The following is a 21,740-nucleotide window of genomic DNA, read 5'->3' on the forward strand; positions in this document are numbered from 1 at the left end:
CTCCTTACTGATGGCCAGCGGCGGCAGGAGCCTGTCCGGCTGGTGCCTGGTCAGGCGTCCATGGGGTTGCCTTGGCGGGCGCGCCCGGCTTGACGGCCTGGACACCCGATACGATGACCTCGTCGCCTGCGTCGAGGCCACTGGTGACGACCCAATTGGTGCCGAGCGTGTTGTCGGCCATCACGCGCTTCTGGGCAACCTTGCCGTCCTTGCCCACAACCAGGGCATAGGCACCGACAGGATCACGCTGGATCGCAGCCTGCGGGATCAGGAACACCTTATTGAGTTCACCCATGTTGGCCGTCAGGGTGACGTACATGCCTGGCAGCAGGCGCCGCTCCGGATTGGGCAGGAGAGCGCGCATGTTGATGGCGCCGGTGGTCGGATTGACGATCACCGAGGAGTAATCCAGCGTGCCGAGCTGGTCGTACCTGTTGCCGCTGGGCAGCGTGATCTGCACGGTGGTCTTGGCCTGCTCCGCCAGTGACACGTTGCCGGCGTGCTGGGCGTGCTCAAGGGTATCCAGGTCGGCAGCGCTGAGCGTGAAGTTCACATACATCTGGTCAAGTTGGTCGACCGTGGTCAGCAAGGTCGAGCTGGACCCCGTATCGGCGGTGCTGGCGCCGACGATGGCGCCTTCGGTGACTTGCTGTTCACCGGCGCGGCCGGCGATGGGGCTGGTGACGTTGGTATAGCTGAGGTTGACCTGGGCCGTCTGCACATTGGCTTCGGCCTGTTTCACCGCGGCCAGGGAGGAGCGCTCGATAGCCTCATCGCTGTCGAGCTGGGCCTGCGAGATGTAGCCCTTTGGCACCAGCTGGCGGTCGCGGTTGGCGACGATGTGCGCATTGGTATAGGTGGCCTGGGCCGACGCCAGTGCCGCCTGGGCGGCAGCGAGGGTCGCCTTGTACGGTGCCGGGTCGATCTGGAACATCAGCTGGCCTTGCTTGACGTCGGTGCCTTCGGTGTAGACGCGCTTGAGCAGCAGGCCCGACACGCGGGCGCGCACGTCAGCGCTGCGATACGCCGACAGGCGTCCGACCAGATCCTTGTTGAGTGGAACGTTTTGTGGCTGGGCTTCTACCACGCCCACTGTCGGCGTAGGCATCTTGGGTGGGCCTTGCTCCTTGCCGCAGGCGGCAAGCGCCAGCAAGCTCAGGCACAGCACCGGTGTGCGCATTGGCGTCGACTTCATGAGAACTCCATGACTAGCGTAATCGGGGTAGGGGGAAGCAACGTCCATCCGCATGCCTGGAGGAACTTGCCGGAAAATCTTACGTTTATCGGATAACCGCCCGTTTGTCCTGTGTCGTTCGTCCCTCAACGGTAGGGACGCCAGCAAGACTATACCGATCAGTTTACAATTTGTTCGCGGTGCGAATCCAGCCCCTTGCGATCATGACTGAAGACACGGGCTCCGCTGTGGCATCCATGGCGATCCACTTGTCATGCGTCCGACTCAAGACGCCAGCAACATATTTGCTGCGTGAACTATATACACCTCCCCCCGGGTGCTTTGACCAGGAGAGCAGCTTCCGCGCACGCTTCAGGCGATGGCTTTCCTGGTCATTTTTCCGCGAAGGCCGGGGCTGTGGGCCTGCCTTTCGACGCAGACGCGCGCTGGATTCCGGCCTGCGCAGAGATTAAAAACCGGGAAGGTCCAACGTTTGAGCGTTTGCCTGACACCACGTTGCATGACTGCACGCTGATCCATCCACGCGCGAATACAACGTGTTGCTGCGCTGCCGATGGATTCAATGCAAGGCGAAGCGTATGCTTTGAAGGCTTTCTGCTCCATCCCCAGACTGTTTTCACGTCCTATCCATCTCCACTTCTTAAGTCGAAGCCATGAATGCGATCCGTGCGACCAACGACATCCCCCTCGCGTCTGTCGTGCTCGAAGAGTTGAAGAAAAGCGGTTTTCCGAATAAGCGCCTTGATGAGGCGCAATTTTTTATCAGCGCCTTTTTCTCGCGCATTGTCAGTTCCGATGTTGAACTGCATACCCCAGCCGAATGGGCCGCGGCGATCGCCGGACTCATTGATTTCATGCAGCAGCGTCCTGCGGGCCACGCGGTGATACGCATTGTCGGCGCCGGTCACGCGGGACGCAGCGCCGTTCAAATCATCAACGACGACATGCCCTTCCTGATCGACACGGTCAGCATGGTGCTTACCGCGTATTCGCCAGTGCACGCCGTGATCCATCCGGTGGTAAAGGTCAGCCGCGATGGCAACGGCCAGTTGCAGCGTATTGGCGACGAACAGGGTGGGCCCGAGTCGGTGATCCACTTCGAAGTGGATCATATCGAGGGCGACGCCGCACAGGCACAGATCAAGGCCCAGATCGAGGCCGCGCTGGAAGACGTGCGCGCTGCTGTGCGTGACTGGAGCGCGATGCGCGACAAAGCGTTGGCGATTGCCGACGACTTGCCGAACCGCAAGCTGCCGCTCGATGCCGCATCAGTGAAAGAAGCCAGCCAATTCCTGCGTTGGTTGGCGGACGACAACTTCACCTTCCTGGGCTATCGCGAATACGAAGTTGCCAAGGCCGAAGGTGACGAAGTGCTGCGGCCGATCGAAGGTTCGGGTCTGGGTATCCTGCACGGACGCGAGCGTTCGGTGGCGCCGCGCTCTTTGCGCACGCTGGTTGCACACGATCTGCCGCAGTCCGGTGCTTACGACGCCATTATCCTGACCAAGACCAATGCGCGTTCGCACGTGCATCGTGCTGGCAACATGGATTACGTCGGCGTACTCAAGTTCGACGCCAATGGCACGCCGGTTTCCGAGCAGCGTTTCCTTGGCCTGTTCACTTCCAACGCTTACATGACGCGTCCACAGGATGTGCCGCTGGTACGCCAGCGCGTGGAAGCGGTGCTGGCGCGTTCGGGCCTGAAGCGCGATTCGTATTCAGGCAAGTCGCTGCGTCACATCCTTGAAACTCTGCCGCAGGAAGAATTGTTCCAGTCCAGCGAAGACGAGCTGTTTACCACCGCTACCGGCATTCTTGAATTGCAGCAGCGCGCCCGCGCGCGTTTGTTCGTGCGCCGCGACCGTTATGGCCGTTTCTTCACCTGCCTGGTGTTCGTGCCGCGCGATCGTTTCAATACGGCTGTGCGTGAGCGCGTGGAAGAGATGCTGCGCGAGGTATTCCACGGTGAAAGCCTGGATTCCAACGTGCTGATGGGCGAGTCCGTACTGGCGCGCCTGCACGTCACGGTGCGCCCGCATCCGGGCGATCAGCCTGCCTACGATGTGCAGGAACTGGAAGCGCGTCTCGCCCATATCGTGCGTAACTGGCAGGACGGTTTGCGTGACAGCCTGATCGGCCATGCTGGTGAAGCGCAGGGCGTGGCCCTGCTCAACCGCTTCGGCAAGACGCTGCCGGCCGGTTACATCGAAGACGTTTCGCCCGAAGTGGCCGCCCACGATGTCATGGCGCTGGCTGGCCTCAAGAGCGATGACTCGATCCATCTGAATCTTTACGAAGATCCGCGTGATCAGAGTCTGCGCTTCAAGGTGATCCACGTCGGTGCACCGATTTCGCTGTCCGATGCGTTGCCGATGCTGGAAAACATGGGCGTGCGCATGCTCGCCGAACACGTCTACACGCTGGAAAGCGAAGGCCGCACGCTGACCATCCATGATTTCGAGCTGAAGCCGAAATCACCGTTGGCGTTTGATCTGCCGCATCTGCGTCATCGCTTCGAGCGCAGCTTCGAAGCGTTGTGGCGCGGTCAGGCCGAGAGCGACGGTTTCAACAATCTGGTGCTATCGGCTCAGGCTGACTGGCGTCAGGTGGCCGTGCTACGCGGCTATTGCAAGTATCTGCAACAGGTCGGCATCGCGTTCTCGCAGAGCTACATGGAAGAGACGCTCAACCGTTATCCGGCGATTGCCGGCTTGATGATCGAGTTGTTCAACGCCAAGTTCGATCCGCGTCGTGAACAGCTCAGCGCAGCCGAGCTGGAAAAGGCCCAGGCTGATCTGCGCCGTGAAATGCAGGCGCTGATTCCTGCCGACACGCAGAAGGCGAAGCCGGAACTGATCGATGGCATCGTCCATGTGCTGTCTCAATCGCGCGAAGCGCAGGTGCATGGGCTGTGGGAAGCGTTGAAGTCGCTGCTGGACGATGTCGCCAGCCTTGACGACGAGCGCATCCTGCTGAGCTTCATGAACACCATCCGCGCCACGCTGCGCACCAGCTTCTTCCAGAAGTGGGACGGTGCGCATCGTCACTACGTCAGCTTCAAGTTCGACTCCAAGCAGGTGCCGGATGCGCCCAAGCCGGTGCCGTATCGCGAGATTTTCGTGTACTCGCCGCGCGTGGAAGGCATTCACTTGCGTTTCGGGCCGGTGGCTCGCGGCGGCCTGCGTTGGTCCGATCGCCGCGAAGACTTCCGCACCGAAGTGCTGGGCCTGGTCAAGGCGCAAATGGTGAAGAACACCGTGATCGTGCCGGTAGGCTCGAAGGGCGGTTTCTTCGTCAAGCATCCGCCGGTGGGTGGCGATCGCGATGCGCAGCTGGCCGAAGGCATTGCCTGCTATCGCCTGTTTATCAATGGCCTGCTGGATATCACCGACAACCTGGTGGAAGGCAAGGTAGTACCGCCGCACGATGTGGTGCGCCATGACCAGGACGATCCGTACCTGGTGGTGGCTGCCGACAAGGGCACGGCTACGTTCTCCGACATCGCCAATGCGATTTCGGTCGAACACGGCTTCTGGCTGGGCGACGCCTTCGCTTCCGGTGGTTCCAACGGTTACGACCATAAGGGCATGGGCATCACCGCCAAGGGTGCATGGGAGTCGGTGAAGCGCAGCTTCCGTGCGCTGGGCCGTGATTCGCAGACCCAGGATTTCACCTGTGTCGGTATCGGTGACATGTCCGGTGACGTGTTCGGCAACGGCATGCTGTTGTCCAAGCACATCCGCCTGCTGGCGGCGTTCGATCATCGCCACATCTTCCTCGATCCGAATCCGGATACGGCCAAGTCCTTCGCCGAGCGTGAGCGCATGTTCAAGCTGCCGCGTTCGAGCTGGGACGACTATGACAAGTCGCTGATCTCCGCCGGCGGCGGCGTGTGGCCACGCAGCGTGAAGTCGATTCCGATTTCGCCAGAAGTCCGTGCGGCGCTCGGTTTGAAAGCCGATGTGCAGCACATGTCGCCGATCGAACTGCTCAGCGCCATCCTCAAGGCGCCGGTCGACCTGCTGTGGAACGGCGGCATCGGTACCTATGTGAAAGCCTCCAGCGAAACTCACGCTGACGTGGGCGATCGCGCCAACAACGCGCTGCGCATCAATGGCGCGGAGCTGCGTTGCAAGATGGTCGGCGAGGGCGGCAACCTGGGCTTCACGCAGAAGGGTCGTATCGAAGCCGCACAGCATGGTGTGTTGCTCAACACTGACTTCATCGATAACTCGGCTGGCGTGGACACCTCCGACCACGAGGTGAACATCAAGATCCTGCTCGACGATGCCGTGCAGCGCAACGAGATCACCGTGGACGGCCGCAACCAGCAGCTCGCCGCGATGACCGACGAAGTGGGCGAACTGGTGTTGTGGGACAACTACCGCCAGAACCAGGCCATCACACTGATGGAACATCAGTCGGTGAAGCGTCTGGGTTCGATGGCGCACTTCATCCGCACGCTGGAAGGTGAAGGTCTGCTCGACCGCCAGGTGGAAAATTTGCCCAGCGAAGCCGAGCTGACTGAGCGCAAGACGCGTGGCCAGGGCCTGACCCGTCCGGAACTGTCGGTGCTGTTGTCATACGACAAGATCCGTCTGTATCAGCAACTGCTGGACTCGGACGTGCCGGAAGATCCGTACCTGTCGAAGGAACTGGTGCGCTACTTCCCGGCGCCGCTGCACGACAAGTACGCCGTGCATATGCAGCGCCATCGCCTGAAACGCGAAATTATCGCCACCGCCGTCACCAATTCCACCATCAACCGCATGGGCGCCACCTTCATGATGCGCATGCAGGAAGATACGGGGCAGGGCCCGGCGGCGATCGCCAAGGCGTATACCGCCGCGCGTGAGATTCTCGGCGCGCGTGACCTGTGGGCGCAGATCGAAGCACAGGACAGCAAGGTCGCAGAAGACACGCAGGTCGATGCGATCATGCAGATCTGGTCGCTGCTGCGTCACATCACGCGCTGGCTGCTGAACCGCCCGGGTGGCACGCTGGACATTGCGGCCAATGTGGAGCGTTATCAGGCTGCCGTGGCCGAGCTCGGCGCCACCGTCCCGGATGCGCTGACCCCGGCCGGCAAGGCTGACTTCAGCACCAGCCAGGAAAAGTGGGAAGGCCTTGGTTTGCCGACCGATCTCGCCGTGCGGCTGGCCAAGGTGCCGGAGCTGCGTGCGATGCTCGACATGGTCGAGGTGGCCAAGCAGACCGGACGGCCGCTCGCCAAGGTAGCCAACGTGTTCTATGAACTGGGTCAGGTGTTGGATCTGGAATGGCTGCGCGGCCAGATCGAAGCCTTGCCGGTGGAAGGTCACTGGCACGCCCAGGCTCGCGGCTCGCTGCTGGATGAACTCAATCATCAGCATCGCGCACTGGCTATCCAGGTGCTCACGCTGGATGGTGGCAATAAGGATGTCTCGCTGGTGCAGGCATGGCTGGATCGCGATGATCCCACGCTGAAGTACACCCGCAGCATGCTGTCGGAAATCCTCACGCAGAACGCGGATTACCCGATTGCCTCGGTGGCCGTGCGCCGTCTGGCACAGTTGGCGCAGGTGCCAGTCGCCTGATGTTGTAAGCCCTCTCCCTTTCGGGGAGAGGGCTTGGGTGAGGGGCAAGCTCAAATGGTGCCTGCCTATGCGCAAAAACAAAGTGCAATCAGGCGCGCATGAACATGTTTTTTCCGCGAGCCTGGTCCCTTAGCTCCCCCTCTCTTTCCAGCGGGGCTTGCCCTCCGGTTGTGAGGAGAGCAGCGGGCTTCATGGATTCAGGCATGGTCAGCCCACCCTGTGTGTCGTAAGCTCGACCGCATACTTGCATCGAGATGGACTTTATGCGCCTCGCGTTTGTCGCCAGCGAAACCAATGTTGCCCAGCAAGCACGTCGCAAACTTGTGGAACGTTACGGCGATGTACCTGCTACCGAAGCGGAAGTGATCGTCGCCTTGGGCGGTGACGGCTTCATGCTGCGCACCCTGCACGCGCATCGTGCAGTCGCCGCGCCTGTTTACGGCATGAAGCTGGGCCGCGTCGGCTTTTTGATGAACAAGCACAAGATCGAAGAATTGCCGGAGCGCATCGTGCGTGCGCACGCTGCCGAATTGTTCCCGCTGGAAATGCAGACGACTGATGCGGATGGTCAGTCGCGCTGCGCGCTGGCTTTCAACGAAGTGTCGCTGCTGCGGCAAACCAATCAGGCCGCGCACCTGGAAGTGAAGCTTAACGACGAGGTCAAGCTCGCCACGCTGGTCTGCGACGGCATCCTGGTTTCCACGCCAGCCGGTTCCACCGCGTACAACCTGTCGGCACATGGACCGATTCTTCCGCTGGATGCCAATGTGCTGGCGCTGACGCCCATCAGCCCATTCCGTCCGCGCCGCTGGCGCGGCGCCATCCTGCCGCACCGCACCCAGGTCAGCCTGCGCGTGCTGGATCCGGGTAAGCGGCCAATCAGTGCCACGGCCGACTTCCTTGAGGTACGCAATGTCCGTAGCGTGGACATCCACCAGTCGCAGGAGCAGGGCGTGCGCTTGTTGTTCGATCCGGAGCACAATCTGGAGCAGCGCATCCTGGACGAGCAGTTTGCTGCGGATTGAAACCACTTCAGCCATGACCCGAACACCCGTTGCTCACGATCCCCGCGCCGCCACCGACAACAAGCTGGTGGTCGCGATCTCGTCGCGTGCCTTGTTCGATCTGGGTGACAGCCACAATTTGTTTGAGCGGGAAGGTCTCGATGCCTACCGCGCATTTCAAATCGAGCATGAAAACGAGATCCTGCAGCCGGGCGTGGCCTTTCCGCTGGTGCAGAAGCTGCTCGGTCTGAACAAGCTGGCGGGCGATGTGCCGCCGGTCGAGGTGATTCTGCTATCACGCAATTCCGGCGATACCGGCTTGCGCATCTTCAACGCCATCCAGCATTACGGCCTGGAAATCAGTCGGGCGGCCTTCACCAGCGGCGCGCCGACCTCCGATTACATCGCGCCATTCAGGGCCGATCTGTTTCTTTCCGCCAATGCCGAGGATGTCGGCCGGGCGCTGAAAGCCGGGGTGGCTGCCGCCACGATCCTGCCTTCGGTCGCACCGCCGCGCGCTAGCGAGCAACTACGCATTGCTTTTGATGGCGATGCGGTGATTTTCGGCGATGAAGGCGAGCGCGTTTCGCGCGAGGAAGGCCTGGAAGCATTTCACCGCAGCGAGACCGAACTGGCCGATGAGCCGCTATCGGTGGGGCCGTTCCGTGGTTTCCTTTCCGCGGTGCATCGTTTACAGGCGGCATTCCCGGCAGAAAACTCACCTATCCGCACCGCACTAGTCACCGCTCGCTCTGCACCGGCGCACAAGCGCGTGATTCTTACCTTGCGCCGCTGGGGCGTGCGCATCGATGAAGCGCTATTCCTTGGCGGCCGTGACAAAGGCCCGTTCCTGGATGCTTTCGGCGCCGACATCTTTTTCGATGATTCGCCGGCCAACGTGGAGTCCGCGCGCAAGCATGTGGCGACGGGACATGTGCCCCACGGCGTCAGTAATGGCTAGGGCCTGCTTACACTATTTGCGTGGCTCCCGGCGTGAGCTACGCAAATAGTGTAAACAGCCCCTGGAGTCTAATCATCCATCACGGTACGCCGTGCCCTTTGCTGGCAACCCAGATGGCGTACCAGTCTTCCGCGTCGAGCTTCAGCTGCAAAGCGGAAACCGCATCGCGCAACCCATCGATGCGGCCGGTGCCGGTAATCGGATATGGGCGTGACGGGTGGCGCAGTATCCAGGCGAAAGCCAGCGTGGTCAGGCTGACGTTGTGCTTCGCGGCGATCGCGGACATCTCGCCGCGCACGCGGTTAGCCTGCTCGCTTGCTTCGTTGAACAGGCGGCCACCCGCCAAGGGCGACCAGATCATCGGCCGCAGACCGTATTGCTGGGCCTGATCGAGCGTGCCGTCGTCCAGCGCGCCCATTTGCAGTGGCGATAGCTCGACTTGATTGGTGTGCAGCGGATGGTGCTGATGCAGCAGGGCGAACTGGCTGGTGGTGTGGTTGGAAACACCCCAATGAGCCACTTTGCCTTCGCGTGTGAGCGTGGCAAAGGTTTCCGCCAGTGCCGCCGCGTCCATCAGGTAATCGGGACGGTGGATCAGCACCAGGTCCAGCTGTTCGGTATGCAGATTGCGCAATGATTGCTCGACCTGGGCGCGTATATAGCCCGCGCCGGTGTCGTAGTGGTTGATGCGATAAGGGCGTTCCGCTGAACGAAAACGAATGCCGCACTTGGTGATCAGCTGCATGCGGTGACGCAGGGCCGGTGCGGTCTTGAGCGCTTCGCCGAACAGCGCTTCGGCACGGTAAGCACCGTAAATGTCTGCGTGATCGAACGAGGTGATGCCCAGCTCCAGCGCCTGTTCAATCCAGCTTACGCGCTGTTGCACATCGAGGTTCCAGTCCACGATGCGCCAAAGGCCGGCGACGATAGGCGAGAGCTCAAGCATGTCAGTGGATGCGTTCAACGTGCTGCACCAGTCGGTTGTTTCGAGTCACTGAGTTGATCGGCAGACCAGCCGCCGCCCAGATCGCCGATCAGCGACACCGTATCGAGCAGGCGTTGCTGTTGAACACTCAATGCGCTCTGCTCGGTACTCAGCTGCGTGGCCTGTGCGGTGGCGGCGGTGGTGTAATCCACGGTGCCTGCCTCATATTCGTTCATGGCGATTTGGGCACCCTGGGTGGAATCCTTGACGGCGGCATCGACCACCTCAGCCTGCTGCGCCAGGATGCGCAAGCCGGAGAGATCGTCCTCGACGTTCTGGAACGCCGTCAGCACGGTGCCGCGATAGTTGGCTACGGCCGCCTCGTAGGCCGCCTTCGCTGCGGTGACTTCACCGTGACGCGCACCGAAATCGAATACGGTTTCGTCCACGTCGGCGCCGACTGACCACACATGGTTGGCCAAGTGCAGCAGTCCTGCTAGCGGCGACTGCGAAAAACCATCGGCTGCCGACAGCGAGACGCTGGGGTAATACGCAGCAATCGCCACGCCGACGGCGGCGTTTTGCGCGGCCATCTGGCGTTCGGCGACGGCGATGTCCGGGCGACGTTCCAGCAAGGTCGAGGGCACGCCCACCGGTACGTTCGGCAGCGCGGGCAGTGTCGTGCTGTGCGGGATATCGAGTTCTTCCGGATTCTTGCCGACCAGCACGGCAATCGCATGCATGTATTGCGAGCGGGCTACGCCCAGCGCAATCAGGCTGGCCTTGGCGTTCTCCAGTTGCGTGCGGGCGGTGATCACGTCGGACGGCGGCGTCGTGCCGGCGGAGCCCTGGTTCTCCACCACGCGCAGGAATTCGGTATAGGCATCCACCGTTTTTTGCAGCAGATCGATATTGGCATCCGCCACGCGTAGTTCGACCACCGCGGTCGCCAGTGCGGTCTGCTCGGACAGCGTGGCATTGGCCAGCGTGGCCTGGCTGGCCTGGGCCGTGGCCTTGTTTTCCTCGATCGTACGGCGGACCTTGCCCCACAGATCGGGCGCCCAGCTGATATTGCCTTCCACCGAGCCGGAGGTGCTGACCGGCTGAAAGCTTGGGCTGATCGTGGTGGTGCTGCGAGCGGTACGCTGCTTGGTGCCCGACCCACTTACGCCGATGGTGGGAAACAGCGAGGCGCGCGCGATCTTCACGTCGGCCAAGGCTTCCTGGTAGTTCGCATAGGCCTGGCGCACGGTCTGGTTGGAGACCGATACCTGCGGCTCCAGCTCATTGAGCAGCGGATCGTTGAACGCGCTCCACCAGTCCCCCTTCGGCGCTGCGTCAGAAGGTGCCGCCTGCGTCCAGCCGGGCAGTTCCTTGTACTGAGTGGCTACCGGCACCTGCGGGCGATGATAGTCAGGGCCGACCATGCAGCCGCCGAGCAGCAGTGCCAGCGAGGCGGCCAGAGCTGTGTGGGAAATCTTCATGTTCATGCGCTCGCGTCCGATCTGTTCCACGGCAAGGTGGCGGACCACCTGGCGAGTCGTTCGCGCAAGCGGTCGAGGAAAAGGTAGATCACCGGTGTCGTGTACAGGGTAAAGACCTGGCTGAGAACCAAGCCACCCATCACTGTGATGCCGAGCGGCTGGCGCAGCGATGAGCCCTGGCCGAGGCCGACTGCCAATGGCACCGCGCCGAGTACGGCCGCGGCGGTGGTCATCATGATCGGTCGCAGACGCAGCACGGCGGCAGTATGAATGGCCTGGGTCGGCGCATAGCCTTCGTCGCGCTGCAGGTGGATGGCCACGTCGATCATCATGATCGCGTTCTTCTTCACGATACCGATCAACAGGATGATGCCGATCATCGCGATCACCGAGAACGGTGTGCCGAAGATCAGCAGCGCCAGCGTCGCACCGATGCCGGCGGAGGGCAGGGTAGACAGGATGGTGATCGGATGCACGGTGTTCTCATAAAGAATGCCCAGCACGATATATACCGCGGCCAGCGCCGCCAGGATCAGCAGCGGCATGGTCGACATCGATTGCGAATAGACCTGTGCCGCGCCGGCGGTGGCGCCGTGGATGGATGCGGGCATGCCCAGTTCGCGCATCGCCTGATTGATCGCGGCAATCGCCTTGCTCAGCGAACCGCCGGGCGGCAGGTTGAACGAAATAGTGCTGGCAACCAGGCCATCCTGGTGGTTCACCTGGGTAGCCGTGTGGTTGCTGGTGTAGCTGAGCATGGCCGGGAACGGCACCATCGTTTCGGCCGACGTACTGTCTGCGCTGCCGCTGGAAGTTCCGCCCTTGGAGTTGGAAATCGCGTTGGTCAGCTGGTTGGCCTGCGCGTTCGCGTTGAGCGTGTTGGTATTGGAAGCCGATCCCGCTGATCCCGCCGTCACCGCGGAATGCTCGGTAACACCCGAGACCGTACCGCCCGGCATCTGCGTCTGCTGGGTGCCGGAGGGATTGCCTGCCGCGGTGCTGAAGAACATGCGATCCAGCATTTGCGGGTATTGCCAATATTTGGGAGCGACTTCCATCACCACGAAATACTGGTTGAGCTGGTTGTAGACGGTGGACACGGTGCGCTGGCCAAAGGCGTCATACAGCACCGCATCGATCTGGTTCGGCGCAAAGCTGTAACGGGCCATGGTGGCTCGATCGAAATTGACGTAGGTCTGCAAGCCGTTCTGTTGCAGGTCCGAGTTCACGTCCTGCATCTGGCTGCGGTATTTGCCGAGCTCCGTCACCAGTTTCGGCACCCAGGTGTACAGCGCGGTGGGATCGTCGCTGGTCAAGGTGTATTGGTACTCGGCGGCCGACTGCCGTCCGCCGATATGCAGATCCTGCGCCGCCTGCATGAACAGCTTCGCGCCGGAAACCGCATTGAGCTTGGGACGCAGGCGGTCCACCACCTGCGCGGCGGAGAGCTTGCGTTCGTTCAGCGGTTTAAGCTCCACGAACACGTTGGCCGTGTTGAGTGCGCGACCGCCGGTGAAACCTGCAACCGAGGCGACTGCGGGATCTTTCTGCACAATGCTCTGCAACTGGGCCAGCTTCTGTTCCATCGCCTGGAAAGAGATGCTCTGGTCGGCAATGATCTGGCCGATCAGGATGCCGTTGTCCTGTTCCGGGAAGAACGTGGACGGCACCAGCTTGATCAGGAACACGTTGAGCACGATCAGGCCGATCAACATCAGGCCGATCATCAGCGCGTTATTGAGCACAGCGCTGAGCGAGCGCGAATACGCCTGCTTGAAGCGTTCGAACTGCCTTTCGTACCACAGCGCCCAGCGCGCCTTGGAGTGCATGGCCGCGCCGGGGCGCAGCAGGTAGGCGGCCATGGTCGGCGTGACGGTCAGCGAGATCAGCAGCGACAGCAGAATCGCGATCGACAGCGTGACGGCAAATTCGTGGAACAGCAGGCCGATGATGCCCGGCATCAGCAGGATCGGCAGGAACACCGCGATCAGCGAGATGCTCATCGAGATCACCGTAAAGCCGACCTCGCCGCTGCCCTTGAGCGCCGCTTCGCGTACATCCATGCCCGCTTCGACATGGCGCACGATGTTTTCCAGCACCACCACCGCATCATCGACCACGAAGCCGGTACCGATGGTCAACGCCATCAGCGAAAGATTGTCCAGGCTGTAGCCCATCAGGTACATCGGCCCGAAGGTGCCGATGATGGACAGCGGCAGTGCGACTGCAGGAATCAGGATCGCCCGTGGCGATTGCAGGAACACGTACACCACCCCGATCACCAGCAGCACGGCGATGAAGAGGGAGCGTTCCGTGTCGCCTACGGCAGCGTTCACCGATTGCGAGCGGTCCACGGCGATGCCGATATGCACGTTGCGTGGCAGCGTGGCTTCGATCGAGGGCAGTACGTTGCGGATCTGCGCAACTGTCTTGACGATATTGCCGCCGGGCAGTGGGTACACGATGACCAGCACCGCGGGCTGGCCGTTATAAAGGCCCATGTTGCGGAGGTTTTCGGCGGAATCTTCCACGTCCGCGACATCGCGCAGCAGCACCGGCGAACCGTCGCGATACGCGATGACAAGGTCGCGATAGGGGGCCGCTTTGGTGATCTGGTCGTTGGAAGTGACCTCGTAGCGTTGGCCCTTCTGATCAATATGGCCCTTGGCGCTGTCGGCGTTGGCGGCGCTGATCGCGGCGCGCACGTCTTCCAGGCCGATGCCGTAGCTGTTGAGCTTGTTGGGTTCCAGCTCCACGCGTACCGAGGGCAGGGCGCTGCCACCCAGCGTGATTTCACCGACGCCACTCACCTGCGACAGCTGCTGCTGGATGACCGAGTCCGCCGAGTCGTAGAGCTGCGCACGAGTGAGGGTCTTGGAGGTCAGCGCGAGCACCATGATCGGCGAGTCCGCCGGGTTGTATTCGCGATAGTTCGGATTGTTGCGCAGCGTGGTGGGCAGGTCGGCGCGAGCGGCCTGAATGGCGGCCTGCACGTCGCGGGCGGCGCCATTGATGTCGCGATTCAGCCCGAACTGCACCACGATCTGGGTGGAGCCGACGAAACTTTGCGAGGTGAGCTCCGTGACATCGGCGATCGTGCCGATGCGCTTTTCCAGCGGTTCGGCAACGGTGGATGCCATGATGTCCGGACTGGCGCCGGCCAAATTGGCCGACACCACGATGACTGGATAGGTGACGTTGGGCAGCGGTGCAACGGGCAGATGGAAATACGCCAGGAAGCCCGACAGCAGGATGGCAATCGCCAGCAAGGTGGTCGCCACCGGACGCTTGATGAAGAGCGCCGAGATGTTCACGGCGTGCTATCTCCTGCTGCCAACGACGGCTTGCGCTGGAAGCGTTGCGCCAACCGGTCGAAGAACAGGTAGATCACCGGTGTAGTGAACAAGGTCAACAACTGGCTCAGGGCCAGACCGCCGATGATGGCCAGGCCCAGCGGCCGGCGCAGTTCCGAGCCCGTGCCGGTACCCAGCAACATCGGCAACGCACCGAGCATGGCAGCCAGCGTGGTCATCAGGATCGGACGGAAACGCAGCAGCGATGCTTCGAAGATCGCCTCCGCCGGTGGCTTGCCGTGATCGCGTTCGGCTTCGAGTGCGAAGTCCACGATCATGATCGCGTTCTTCTTCACGATACCGATCAGCAACACGATGCCGATGATGCCGATTACGTCCAGATCGGAACCGGCGACCATCAACGCCACCAGCGCGCCGATACCGGCGGAAGGCAGGGTGGAGAGAATGGTCACTGGATGAATGAAGCTTTCATACAGCACGCCCAGCACGATATACACCGCTACCAGCGCAGCGATCAGCAAGTACACCTCGCTGGACAGCGAATCCTGGAACGCTTCCGCGGCACCCTGGAACGACGAGGTGATCGACGGCGGCAGTTTCACCGCCTTCTCGGCCTGGTTGACCTCATCCACCGCCTTGCTCAGCGATGCGTCCTGGGCGAGGTTGAAGGAAATCGCCACTGCCGGGAATTGTGCGAGGTGGCTGATCACCAAGGGTGACTTGGTCACTTCGATCTTCGCGATCGCACTCAGCGGCACCTGTCCGGTGCTGCTGGTCTGGCTGGGCAGGTACAGCTCGCCCAGCGATTGCAGGGTCGGCAGCTTTTCCGGCTTCGCCACCAGGATCACGCGATACTGGCTGGACTGATCGAAGATGGTCGACACGATGCGCTGGCCCAACGCGTCGTACAGCGCATTGTCGATCGTCGCCGCGGTAATGCCGAAGCGCGCGGCCAGCTGGCGATTGACCTCGACATTGACGCTCAAGCCATCGTTGTTCAGATCGCTGGTGACATCGCGGATCGACTTGATCTGCTTCATGCGACTGATCAGGGCCGGCACGTATTTCTGGAATTCCGCCTGGCTCGGCCCACGCAGCACAAACTGGTACTGATTGGGTGAAACGGTGGTGTCCAGCGTGAGGTCCTGCTCCGGCTGCAAGTACAACTTGATGCCGGGGATGTTCGCCACTTCGGTCTGAATGCGGCGGGCGATTTCCTCGGCGGTTTCGGAGCGGTCATCGCGCGGCTTGAGGTTGATCAGGAAACGGCCGTTGTTGAGCGTGGTATTGGTGCCGTCGATACCGACATAGGAAGTCAGATTGACGACATCTTTGTCCTTGAGGATCGCCTCGGCCAATTCAGCCTGCCGATCGACCATCGTGGTGTAGGACACCGAGTTGTCGGCAATACTGATGCCCTGGATCACACCCACGTCCTGCACCGGGAACAGGCCCTTGGGGATGACTACGTACAGCACCACGGTGACCGCCAGCGTGATCAGGAAAACCACCAGGGTGGCGCGCTGGTGATTCATCACCACGCGCAGGCCGCGCTCGTAGGCGGCGAGCGTCTTGTCGAACAGGCCCTCGCTGAACTTTTCGAAGCGACTTGGATGCCGCTCTGATTCGGCGCGCAGGATGCGCGCGCACAGCATCGGCACCAGGGTCAGCGAGACCAGGCCCGACAGTACGATCGTCACCGCCAGCGTCACGGCGAATTCGCTGAACAATCGCCCGATGACACCACCCATGAACAGCAGCGGGATCAATACGGCAATCAGCGAAACGGTCAGCGACAGAATGGTGAAGCCGATCTGTCCGGCGCCGATCAGCGCGGCGTTGAGCGGCGTTTCGCCTTCTTCCAGATAACGCACGATGTTCTCGATCATCACGATCGAGTCGTCGACTACGAAGCCGGTGGCGATGATCAGCGCCATTAGCGAAAGGTTGTCGATCGAATAATTGAGCTCGTACATCATCGCCAGCGTGCCGATCAGCGAGACCGGCACGGAGATGCTGGGAATGATGGTGGCGGGCAGGTTGCGCAGGAAGACGAAGATCACCAGCACCACTAGTACTACCGCGAGCACCAGCTCGAATGCTGCATCGGAGACAGAGGAGCGAATCACGCCAGTACTGTCGGAAACGACCTGCACCTTCATGCCGGCCGGCAGGGTGGATTCGAGTTGCGGCAGCTCCTTCTGGATCTGATCGACCGTGGCGATCACGTTTGCGCCCGGCTGGCGCTGCACGTTGAGCACGATGGCCGGCGTCTTGTTGTACCAGGCGCCTTGCTCGGTATCCTGCGCGGCTTGCGTGACGCGGGCGACATCCTTCAGATAAACCGGTGCGCCGTTCTGATAGGCGATCACCGTATCCAGATAATCCTTCGGATCCTGGATCTGGTCATTGCCGTTGATCGTGTAGTCGAGCTTTGGCCCGTCGAAGTTGCCCTTGGGCTGGCTGACGTTGACGTTGGAAATCAGCGAGCGCAGGTCGTCGATGTTCAGGCCATAGGCGGCCAGCTTCTGCGGGTCGGCCTCGACCCGCACCGCGGGCACGTTGCCGCCGGCAGGCGTGACCAGACCCACGCCGGATACTTCGGAGATCTTGGTGCCGAGCCGGTTGTTGGCGATGTCCTGCAGCTGAGTCAGCGACATCGAATCGGAAGTGACCGCCAGCGTGAGAATCGGCTGGTCGGCCGGATTCACCTTGGCATAGGTCGGCGGTGCAGGCAGGCCGCTGGGCAGCAGACTGTTGGCGGCGTTGATCGCCTCCTGCACATTCTGCTCAGCCACATCGAGGTTGAGCGAGAGATCGAATTGCAGCGTGATGACCGACGCGCCGGCCGAGCTGCTCGAGGTCATCTGCTGCAGGCCGGGGATTTCACCCAGCTGTACTTCCAGCGGCGCGGTGACGGTCGTGGCCATCACGCTGGGGCTGGCGCCCGGATAGAAGGTTTGCACCTGGATCGTCGGATAGTCGACGTCGGGCAGGGACGATACCGGCAGAAAACGCATCGCGACCAGGCCCACCAGCACAAGGGCGATCATCAGCAGCGATGTGGCTACCGGCCTGAGTACGAACAGGCGGGAAATATTCATCAGATCGCGCGCCCGCCGATTACGAAGCCGAAGAGGCGGAATCGGATGCGTGCTTCCGCTTGCCGCTGTGATGCATGGCCTGTCCTGCCGACGAGGCGGATGCTGGCGCACCGCTTTGCCCGGATGGCTTGTCCTGCGCAATCTTGATCTTGGCGCCGTCGTTGAGTCGATCCATGCCGTCGGTCACCACGGTCTGTCCCGCTGACAGGCCGGACAGGATCACGGTGTTCTTGCCATCACTGGGACCGATGCTCACTTTGTGGACCGAAACGGTGTCGTTGGCATTGACCAGATAGACATAGTCGCCAGGCGCGCCGCTCTGCACGGCGGGCGTGGGCACCACCACGGCTTGCTGAAGCGTATCGACCAGCAGCTGCGCGTTGACGAATTCATTCGGATACAGCGACTCGTCATCGTTCGGGAAGGTTGCGCGCAGCGTGACCGTGCCGGTGCTGGTGGCCATCTGGTTGCTGATTGCATACAGCGTGCCGGTAGCGAGCTGCTTGGTGTTGTCACTGTTGTAAAGCGTCACCGGCAGCTTTGCGCCCGAGTTGAAGCGCTGCAGCACCTGGCTCAGAGAATTCTGCGGCACCGTGAATTCCACCGTGGTCGGTTTCATTGTGGTGATGACGGCGATGCCCGGCGCGCTGGAGGCGGTGACGTAGTTGCCCGGATCGACCAGACGCAAGCCAATGCGGCCATCCACCGGCGAGGTGATATGACAATAGGTCAGATCGAGCTCATCTTGTGCGATGGCGGCCTGGTCGGCCTTCACCGCGGCCTCATCCTGTTCGACCAGGAATTTCTGGTCGATGTAGGTCTGCTCGGCGATCGACTTCTGCTGGTGCAGTTGCTCATAGCGAGCCAAATCGCTGCGGGCCTGATCGAGGCTTGCCTGATCCTTGGCCAGCTGCGCTTCGGCCTGCTGCTTGTTGATCTCGTACTGGCGTGGATCGATCTGGGCCAGAAACTGGCCTTTCTTCACGTCCTGGCCTTCCTGATAGCCCACTTCCGTCAGGTAGCCGCTTAACTGCGGCAGCACGGTGACGGTGGCAAGCGGCGTAACCGTGCCCAGCTCGTTCAGGATCACCGGCATATTGCCCAGCCTCGCGCTCGCGGCACTGACCACTTGGGGCGGACTGCCATTCCGGGCTGGCTTGCCCCCGAAAATGAGATGGAAAACGATTAGCAAAATGATCGCGACCACAATCACAACGGCGATCAAGGTGCCGCGCTTCTTGCGAAAGTGGCCGGCTGCTCGCTGGGTGTCGGCACTCATAACCATCTCCAGATGTTCACTCTTGCGTCTGCAAGAGCGCTTTCAGTTGTCTGAACCATTCCGCAGTAGCGGTTAATAGGCCGTCACACGACGGTCAACGTCGTTTTTAACGGCCAGTGGTCCATGCGGTTGACACGAAACTGACGATTTCCCTGCTTTTTGAAGCACCTTAAATTTATTCGGCGCATCCAGGCTGTTTATAGAATTAGCCAACCTGTCATTCTGACGGCTCTGGCGCCATGCATGCACTGCGAATAGTCATATTGCAAATGACGTCGCGATATGGCTGTTCCTCGTGGCTGCTCACGAGTTGCCGGTGTCGAGGCCGGTAAGCGGTCTGTCATCTCAGACCAGCTTGGCGCGCTTCCACCAGCGGGTCACTTTTTCTTCGCGGACCAGGGTAAACAGGCCTGCGCCGAGAATCATCACAATACCGGTCAGCATGGGCCAGTCGAGTTTATCGCCGAACAGCCAATAGCCAAATCCGATGGCCCAGAGCATCTGGCTGTATTGCGTGGGGGCAACCCGATTGGCGGGCGCCAGCAAGGTGGCGTACATCAACAGTACGCTGGCGAGTGCGGCCAGCAGTCCATAGCCGGCCAGCAATTGCCACTCATGCCAGTTTGGCCATGCAAAATGGGGAATCATCATTAGGCCGCCGATGATCATCGGTCCGATCACGCCGGCACCATAGAGGCTGATGCGCTTCTCATGCGGGCCGGCTACACGCAGCGCAACCACCGAAGCGGCGGCAAACAAGCCACAAACCAGTCCTGCGATATCGCCCACGCCCAGCGCGCGAAAACCCGGACGCAGCACCACCAGCACACCCGCAAAGCCGACGAATACCGCCAGCCAGCGCCGCCAGCCGACATGCTCTTTCAAGAAAATCACGGACAGGATGGTCACGAAGATCGGCATCAGAAAAATCATCGTGAATACTTCGGCCATCGGCAGCAAGGTGAAGGCGGTGACCGAAGCAATATTGCCGCCAGCACCCGCGATCGCGCGCACCCACCATAGCGATGGCCGGCGCGCCACCACGACGTCGCGCCAGCGATCGCCCTTGCTCATGATGAAGGGAAGCGCCGAGAGCCCGAACAGCGCGCCAAAGAACACCGATTCGTAGGGCGGGATGGATCCGTGCAGTGATTTGACGAAGGCGTCGCTGATCGCATACGCGGCAAAGCTGGCGAAACCGATAAGCACACCCTTAATCATGGCATTCCCACTCCATCCATGCCGCGGGGACTGCCACCGGCGATAAGCAGATCGTGTGTTGCATGGCAGGGCAGTGCGCGATGGACGCTGCATGAGAGCGCCCGTGATGGAGGCGTGCCATATCCATTGATAAGGGGAGCATAAAAAAGGCGCGTGGGGGATTTTCATTATCGTCCCATAGCTTCGCATTTATGTGCATGGATAGTCTCTAAAGCCATTAGCCCATGTTTCACTCAAGCTCGCTTTCGCTTAGCGAGTCATGGGTTTTATCGCTCATGCTGCGCCGTCAGAAGGACCGACGCAGTGCGCGCCGACTGGAGACAGTGCCAGCAGGCCCGCTGTTGCGGCGATCCAAGCTATGCAGGGAATGCAATGACCATGCACCAAGGACGATTACCACCGCATTACGCCGGCTTGCTATGCACATGGCTGTTTGCCTTGAGCGCTCCGGTGCTGGCCGTGCAGGTGGGGGATCACTGGGATCTTGGCGGTGCGGTGCGCATGCGTGTGGATGATGATTCGCAGCGTCATATCCACAAGATCGGCATGGATACGGTCATGCTCGGCGCCAGCTATGCATCCGATAGCTGGATTGGCGCGGCGCGTTATCGCTTTTACGGTGCGGAGTATCCGTATCAATACGTCCCGCATTTCGGCGATATCCGTTTTATGGAATATGCGTGGATTGGCTATCGCTTCGATCCCCGGCATCAGGTCGAGCTTGGTCTGAACCAGGTTCCGTTCGGGCTGCAGCCGCTGTACAGCAGTACCTTCTGGGAAACGCTCGGCAATATCGTGGGCATGGAAGACATCGACATGCTGGGCGGCAAGTACCGCTGGGATACGCACGAGTGGAACGTGCAGGCTGGCTATTACGTGCGTCAGGCCTGGCCGGGGCATGGCACAGGCCGTGGCAGTACCTACTCGGTGGTGGTGACACCTGCCGATCCTGGTGTCGCAGGCGGCACGCGTAACGTAGAGCGCGATCTGTTTGTTGGACGCGTAGCGCGAAAGGCACGTTTCGGTGAATGGAAGGGCGAAGTGGGTTTCTCGCTGCTCACATCCAGTTTGTACAACGACGACACGCGGCGTTATGGCCGGCGCAACGCCTATGCCGTGCATTATTCAGCGCAGAAAAATGGCTGGGCTACGAAGCTGCAGTATGCGCGGCAGCAGATGGCTCCCAGAAATCCGCACGGTGAACAGACCATTACGGTCGGCGGTTATGACGGCACGTTCAATCTGGCCACCCGCGGCAACTTTTATACGGGTGATCTCAGCTACACCTTTGTTGACAGTTATCTCGTCGGTTGGGTCAAGGATCTGACTTTCTACAGCTCGTACAGTTTGTACGAGAAATCCAATCCTGCTTTTCGCAATTCGCAGCGCTTCATTCTCGGCACATCGTTCTCGCTCAAGCCCTTCAGTATTTATCTGGAGTGGCTCAACGGCCGCAACGATCCGTACATTGGCGGCAACAGTTACACCCAGAGCCTCGCGGCAGGCAGCATCAATCGCTGGCGGAACCAGCTGTACATGAACATCGGGTACTACTTCTGATCTGCAGATCGGTGCTGGGCCGCATGCCGGAAAGGCCTTGTATGCCTGGCCGACACGATGTGGCGGAAAAAGCTTCCCTGATCCTGGAGGGCGTAAGTGCCTGCTCCGACAGCGGAT

Annotated in this window: 11 protein-coding genes; 4 read left to right on the plus strand and 7 right to left on the minus strand. The window is 61.0% G+C overall.

From position 1 onward, the window contains the following. Positions 1-4: 4 nt before the first annotated feature. On the minus strand, positions 5-1,195 hold the full coding sequence (locus tag ISP19_RS19570) for an efflux RND transporter periplasmic adaptor subunit (RefSeq protein ID WP_204684091.1): 1,191 nt from the start codon (positions 1,193-1,195) through the stop codon (positions 5-7). Between the two features lie 653 nt (positions 1,196-1,848). Between ISP19_RS19570 and ISP19_RS19575 the strand changes: the two genes are divergently transcribed. The 3 genes from ISP19_RS19575 to ISP19_RS19585 all read left to right on the plus strand — a co-directional run bounded on the left by ISP19_RS19575 (position 1,849) and on the right by ISP19_RS19585 (position 8,736). Next, positions 1,849-6,771, plus strand: coding sequence for an NAD-glutamate dehydrogenase (locus ISP19_RS19575; RefSeq protein ID WP_204684092.1), 4,923 nt, complete (start codon positions 1,849-1,851; stop codon positions 6,769-6,771). A 263-nt stretch (positions 6,772-7,034) separates the two neighbouring features. Then, positions 7,035-7,796 carry an NAD kinase gene (locus ISP19_RS19580; protein WP_204684093.1) on the plus strand — a complete coding sequence of 254 codons (762 nt, stop codon included), beginning with the start codon at positions 7,035-7,037 and terminating at the stop codon, positions 7,794-7,796. A gap of 13 nt (positions 7,797-7,809) precedes the next feature. After that, positions 7,810-8,736: a 5'-nucleotidase gene (locus tag ISP19_RS19585; protein WP_204684094.1), complete on the plus strand. Its 927-nt coding sequence runs from the start codon at positions 7,810-7,812 to the stop codon at positions 8,734-8,736. Positions 8,737-8,815: 79 nt separating this feature from the next. Here ISP19_RS19585 and ISP19_RS19590 read toward each other — a convergent pair whose 3' ends face one another. The 6 genes from ISP19_RS19590 to ISP19_RS19615 all read right to left on the minus strand — a co-directional run bounded on the left by ISP19_RS19590 (position 8,816) and on the right by ISP19_RS19615 (position 20,063). Then, positions 8,816-9,700, minus strand: a complete 885-nt coding sequence (locus tag ISP19_RS19590; RefSeq protein ID WP_239556954.1) for an aldo/keto reductase — start codon at positions 9,698-9,700, stop codon at positions 8,816-8,818. Beyond that, positions 9,697-11,145, minus strand: coding sequence for an efflux transporter outer membrane subunit (locus ISP19_RS19595; RefSeq protein WP_239556955.1), 1,449 nt, complete (start codon positions 11,143-11,145; stop codon positions 9,697-9,699). The genes ISP19_RS19590 and ISP19_RS19595 overlap by 4 nt, the downstream gene beginning before the upstream one ends. Positions 11,146-11,147: 2 nt before the next feature. Further along, positions 11,148-14,459 (minus strand): efflux RND transporter permease subunit, encoded by a 3,312-nt coding sequence (locus ISP19_RS19600; protein ID WP_204684096.1) that lies wholly within the window; start codon positions 14,457-14,459, stop codon positions 11,148-11,150. Then, positions 14,456-17,563 (minus strand): efflux RND transporter permease subunit, encoded by a 3,108-nt coding sequence (locus tag ISP19_RS19605; RefSeq protein WP_204684097.1) that lies wholly within the window; start codon positions 17,561-17,563, stop codon positions 14,456-14,458. The genes ISP19_RS19600 and ISP19_RS19605 overlap by 4 nt, the downstream gene beginning before the upstream one ends. Positions 17,564-17,582: 19 nt before the next feature. Then, the gene (locus ISP19_RS19610) at positions 17,583-18,842 is read right to left on the minus strand and encodes an efflux RND transporter periplasmic adaptor subunit (protein WP_204684098.1); all 1,260 of its coding nucleotides are present in this window, start codon (positions 18,840-18,842) and stop codon (positions 17,583-17,585) included. A 345-nt stretch (positions 18,843-19,187) separates the two neighbouring features. Continuing rightward, the gene (locus tag ISP19_RS19615) at positions 19,188-20,063 is read right to left on the minus strand and encodes a DMT family transporter (protein ID WP_204684099.1); all 876 of its coding nucleotides are present in this window, start codon (positions 20,061-20,063) and stop codon (positions 19,188-19,190) included. A gap of 372 nt (positions 20,064-20,435) precedes the next feature. Here ISP19_RS19615 and ISP19_RS19620 point away from each other — a divergent pair, with 372 nt between their 5' ends. Further along, positions 20,436-21,623, plus strand: coding sequence for a hypothetical protein (locus ISP19_RS19620; RefSeq protein WP_204684100.1), 1,188 nt, complete (start codon positions 20,436-20,438; stop codon positions 21,621-21,623). Positions 21,624-21,740: the final 117 nt, after the last annotated feature.

Source organism: Dyella flava (assembly GCF_016904955.1).
Lineage (GTDB): Bacteria > Pseudomonadota > Gammaproteobacteria > Xanthomonadales > Rhodanobacteraceae > Dyella_B > Dyella_B flava.